The organism is Nitrospira sp. CMX1 (assembly GCF_054902215.1).
Window position 1 is genome coordinate 1 of sequence record NZ_JBUBKD010000034.1, and the last position, 5,183, is coordinate 5,183.

General features: G+C 57.0%; 4 protein-coding genes. 3 read left to right on the top strand and 1 reads right to left on the bottom strand.

The window, feature by feature from the left end:
- Window positions 1–1,150, bottom strand: a 1,150-nt coding sequence (locus ACYX34_RS09305) for a class I SAM-dependent rRNA methyltransferase (protein WP_462076282.1), incomplete at its 3' end; no start/stop codon positions are given.
- Window positions 1,151–1,293: 143 nt separating this feature from the next.
- Here ACYX34_RS09305 and ACYX34_RS09310 point away from each other — a divergent pair.
- The 3 genes from ACYX34_RS09310 to ACYX34_RS09320 form a co-directional block, all read left to right on the top strand.
- Window positions 1,294–2,955: an alpha-keto acid decarboxylase family protein gene (locus ACYX34_RS09310; protein ID WP_462076283.1), complete on the top strand. Its 1,662-nt coding sequence runs from the start codon at window positions 1,294–1,296 to the stop codon at window positions 2,953–2,955.
- A gap of 247 nt (window positions 2,956–3,202) precedes the next feature.
- A complete protein-coding gene (locus tag ACYX34_RS09315; protein WP_462076284.1) occupies window positions 3,203–4,447 on the top strand; it encodes a glycosyltransferase family protein in 1,245 nt (414 codons plus the stop codon).
- Window positions 4,444–5,183: glycosyltransferase (locus ACYX34_RS09320; protein WP_462076285.1), on the top strand; the 740-nt coding region annotated here is incomplete at its 3' end. The genes ACYX34_RS09315 and ACYX34_RS09320, both read left to right, overlap by 4 nt.

A 5,183-nucleotide genomic window follows, 5' to 3' on the forward strand; every position in this document is an offset into this window, starting at 1 on the left:
TCTCCGGCATGCTGGCGAGGATGGGATGGTCGGCGCTCTGGCCTCGTTGCACGATCAGGCGAATGTCCCGCTTGGCATCGCGTGCTGCGAGACGAATACTCTTCCAGAGATCCTCTTCAGAAACCGGGTGGGAGCAAGAGCTCGTGACGAGAAACCCCTCCGGCTTGAGCAGTTTCAACCCCAGTAGATTGACATCCTTGTATCCAGTCAACGCGCCGGCCAGGGCCTGTTGGCTACGAGCAAAAGCCGGCGGATCAAGCATCACGACATCATAACGTCGCCCTGCTTTCACCAACTTGCGCATGTCTTCAAAGGCATCGGCCTGCCGATAGGTACAGCGATCCTCCACTTTGTTCATCGTGGCATGTGTTCGAGCCATGGCCAATGTGTCTTGACTGACATCAAGGCCCTCCACTGATACAGCCCCGGCCAGCGCGGCATGGATGCCAAATGCGCCGGTATGGCAGAATACTTCTAATACGTCGGCTCCTGCCGCCAGTTTGGCGGCAGCCAGCCGGTTTTCCCGTTGATCGCAAAACCAGCCGGTCTTCTGGCCCTTTTCAACATCGACGAGAAACTTTGCCGGCCCTTCCTGAATCTCAACTTGCGTCGAGCCGCCGCCCGAGAGAAACCTTCGTTCGAGCGGCAAGCCTTCAAGTTGACGACTCTTGGCCTCGTTCCGTAGATAGACGCTCGTGATGTCCAATTCCTTCATGAGCACATTCGCGATCAGTTCCTTCCGGCTATCCATGCCGAACGAAAGGCACTGCATGACCAGTAGTTGATCGTACCGATCCACGATCAAGCCTGGCAGTCGATCGCCTTCCGCATAAATCAGCCGGTACGCATTGGACTGTGTAACGACGCGCTGCCGGAGGCGGATCGCCTGCTGAATTCGACCGCGCCAGAACGTTTCGTCGATTGGCTCATCCTCAAACGTGAGGAGACGGACACGGATTTTCGAGGCGGGATTATAGAGACCACGTCCATAGAATTTCCCGTCGGCGGTCAGCACATCAACCAGGTCTCCAGCGGCTGCCTGACCGACGAGCGATCCGACATGTCCGGCATAGAGCCACAGATGCCGACTTTCAGGACCGCGTGCAGCCGTGAGACGAACGTGGGCGGTCGGTGTCCTATCATTTCCCATAACTATGGTTGCCCCTCATCTGATAAGTGAATGGTCACGCGCTGACCGCAGTACATCGCGTGTCGGCCGGTTGTTCTTGACGAACCGAAGTCAGTATGTTTTCTTGAAGCTAGCTCGTCTCACTCTCCACGGAAAGCGAACTCATGGATCACAAACCAACGATTGGATCCGTCGTCTTAGATCGATTGCACCATCTCGGTGTCCGACATATCTTCGGCATCCCCGGCGACTATGTCCTCTCCCTCTATCAACTGATCGAGGCCTCCCCTATTCGGCACATCGGAACCACACGGGAAGACTGCGCCGGGTTTTCGGCGGACGCCTATGCTCGCATTAACGGTATCGGAGCAGTCTGTGTCACCTATTGCGTCGGCGGGCTCAATACCGTCAACGCCATTGCCTGCGCCTATGCGGAACGGTCGCCGGTGGTGCTCCTGACCGGCTCCCCCGGTTTGTCCGAACGAACCCGCACGCCCTATCTGCATCATATGGTCCGCGACTTCGGGACGCAACGGGAAGTCTTTGAGCGGATGACCGTTGCCGCAGTCACGCTGGACGATCCCTTGACCGCCGAGCGCGAAATGGACCGGGCCTTTGCCGCCCTGCTGCGTTACCGCCGTCCTATTTATATCGAGGTTCCCAGGGACATGGTCCATTGTCCGCTCACCGGCGGCATGCGACCGATGTGCATTGAGGATACACCAAGTGACCCGGCCGCGTTGGAAGAAGCGCTCAGTGAAGTACGGCTCATGCTGGCGTCGGCCAAACGCCCGGCCATGCTCGTGGGGGCAGAAGTCGGTCGGTTCGGCCTCCAGGATGATCTCACCCGGCTCGTCGAGCAACTGAATATTCCCATTGCCTCAACGCTGCTAGGAAAGTCGATCATTCGCGAAGACCATCCGCTCTATGTCGGCGTGTATGGCGGCCTCATCGCTCGAGAAGATGTCCAGCAGTTCATCAACGATTCCGACTGTCTGCTGATCCTGGGATCCGTCCTCTCCGATGTAGAAGATCTGGATGCGACGTCCCCATTGTTATCCGAAGGCCGAACCATCCATGCGACCGCCGACCGAGTCGCCATCAAACACCACCGCTATGAATCCATCAAGTTCCAGGATTTCGTTCAAGGTCTGGTGCGATCGCCGCTCCCCTCTTTTTCGCGTTCCCAACGAACACTTCCGGCCAGAACGGTCCCGGCACCAGCGGATCCGGACCCGGACGCCCCCGTGACATTGGAAGGGCTCTTCCGGCATCTGGATACCGTACTCACAGAGAAGACCGTCGTGATCGCGGACGTGGGTGAATCCCTCTTTGCTGCGGCGGACCTGCATGTCCGCCATCGCTTCGAGTTCCTGTCACCGGCCTACTATACGTCGATGGGGTTTGCCGTCCCGGCAGCCTTAGGCGCCTCGTTCGCCGACCCGAGTCTACGACCGATCGTGTTGGTAGGAGATGGCGCCTTTCAAATGACCGGATCAGAACTGGCTAGCTGTGTCCGCTATGGGCAATCCCCGATTGTCATCCTTTTGAATAACCGTGGCTATTCTACCGAGCGAGAGATTTTGGAGGGCCCCTTTAACGACGTGCATGAATGGCAATACGAAAAAATCTGCGACCTGATCGGAGGCGGGAAAGGTGTACGCGTGAGTACCCAGAGAGAATTCCAGCAGCATCTCGCCGCGGCATTGACCGATCACAATCGCCTCCATCTGCTGAACGTGCTCTTAAGCCCCAGCGACCGCTCCCCCGGCATGGTCCGCCTAGCCAGACGTCTGGGAAAGAAGCTGTCCACCGATAAGCCATAGGGAAAACCATCCAGCCTGCCTGCTTTTCCCTACACTCCGGATTTCCTTATTGGAGAATCACTTCCCGGTTTTGCCCCAAAGTCCCCACAGGTGCGCCCATCCGCCAAAATACGCAGTGGCACGCCCCCTGCAGACTTGTTCTATTGCTTTGTGAGAGTCGGCTAGGCACAATAAACACTGGCATGCCTTATCGTCTTTATGCCGGATCAGCTTTCAGTCATAATCAGAGGCTGATCACGAGGACACCTTGTCGGATTTTTATCAAAATGGCGTCGTCACCGTCCTGCACCGGCTCGGCCAACCCAATACCGAGCAACTTGAGCAGGAACTGGAGCGGTACGCGAAGACAACTCCGATCGCGCTGGTCCTCCCTTCTCTCTATGCGGAACTGGAGCGCCCGGCGCTCAAACGCATCGTGGAGATTTTGACCGACGTTCGCTACATCAATGAAATTGTCATCTCCTTGGATCACGCCTCCGCCTTGGAATTCAGGCTGGCCAAGCAATTCTTTTCCCAACTCCCTCAACGAGTCCGCGTCATCTGGAACGACGGCGCTCGTATTCAAGCCATCCTGAATGTGCTGGTCTCACACGAGATCGACATCGGACACCAAGGCAAAGGGCGCGGGTGTTGGACGGCCTACGGCTATGTCCTGGCCCGTGGGCAGAGCCAGGTCATCGCGCTCCATGACTGCGACATTGTGAGTTACGATCGGCAGTATCTTGCTCGCCTTTGTTACCCCATCGCCAATCCGAATCTTGCCTACGAATTCTGTAAAGGCTACTACAGCCGTGTGACGGACCGGATGCATGGGCGCGTGACCCGGCTCTTCATCACACCGCTCATTCGCAGTCTACAATTGCTGGTTGGGCCGCATCCCCTCCTCTCGTTCCTGGATAGTTTCCGCTACCCGCTGGCCGGCGAATTTGCGATGGTACGAGACTTAGCCTGGATCAATCGTATTCCTGGCGATTGGGGACTCGAAGTGGGCATGTTGGCCGAGGTCTACCGGAATTGTGCGCTCCGGCGAATCTGCCAAGCCGATATCGCCGATGCCTATGAACACAAGCATCAAACTCTCTCCACTCATAATCCGGATGCCGGCCTCCTGAAAATGTGCGTGGACATCACCAAATCGCTCTTCCGCAACCTGGCAAGCGAGGGATTGGTCCTGTCGGAAAGCACCCTCAAGACCTTGCGAGCGACGTACCTGCAGGCCGCGCAGGAAGCCATTAGCCGCTATGAAAATGATGCGGCGATCAACAGCCTGCGCTTCGACCGCCATGAAGAGCGTCGCGCGGTTGAAGTGTTTCTGCGCGGAATGACGCTGGCCACCGATAGTTTTCTTGAAGACCCGCTGGGTGTCCCCATGATCTCGAACTGGAGCCGTGTGACCCACGCCGTCCCCGATATCTTCCATCGGCTCATGGATGCGGTCGAGCAAGACCATGCCTGGGATCCCGCAGCCGAAACACGGCAGCCTGTCTCATGATGAACAACGGCCTGATTCCACTCACTGCTGAAACCGAAGATTTGCTGGATGCGGTCCACCATGCCGACATTCTCGTCGGCATTCCCAGCTTCAACAATGCGAAGACCATCGGCCATGTCGTTCGCGCAGTCGGCGCAGGCCTAGCCAAATATTTCCATGGATATCGCGCCGTCCTGGTCAACTCTGACGGGGGCTCCACCGATGAAACCCCGGCCATTGTGGCCCATACCATGGTTGATCTCGAACCGCTCTTCATCAGCGATCGGCAAAGCACACTCCACCGGATCGTGACGCCCTATCATGGAATCCCCGGCAAAGGTAGCGCATTCCGCACCATTTTTGAGATCGCCCGACGGCTCAAAGTGAAAGCCTGTGCCGTAGTCGATTCGGATGTGCGAAGCATCACGCCCGAATGGATGGAGCTGCTCCTTCGCCCCATCATCAAAGAAGGGTACGACTACGTAGCACCCTATTATCGACGCCACAAATACGACGGGACCATCACAAACAGCATCGCCTATCCCTTGACTCGCACCCTCTACGGCCAAGAAGTTCGTCAGCCGATCGGAGGAGATTTTGGATTCACCGGAGATCTTGCTCAACACTACCTCGAAAAGCACGTCTGGGAATCCGATATCGCGCGGTTTGGCATCGACATTTGGATGACGACTGAAGCCATCACGAACGGCGCCAAGGTCTGTCAGAGTTTTCTCGGTGCCAAGATTCATGACCCGAA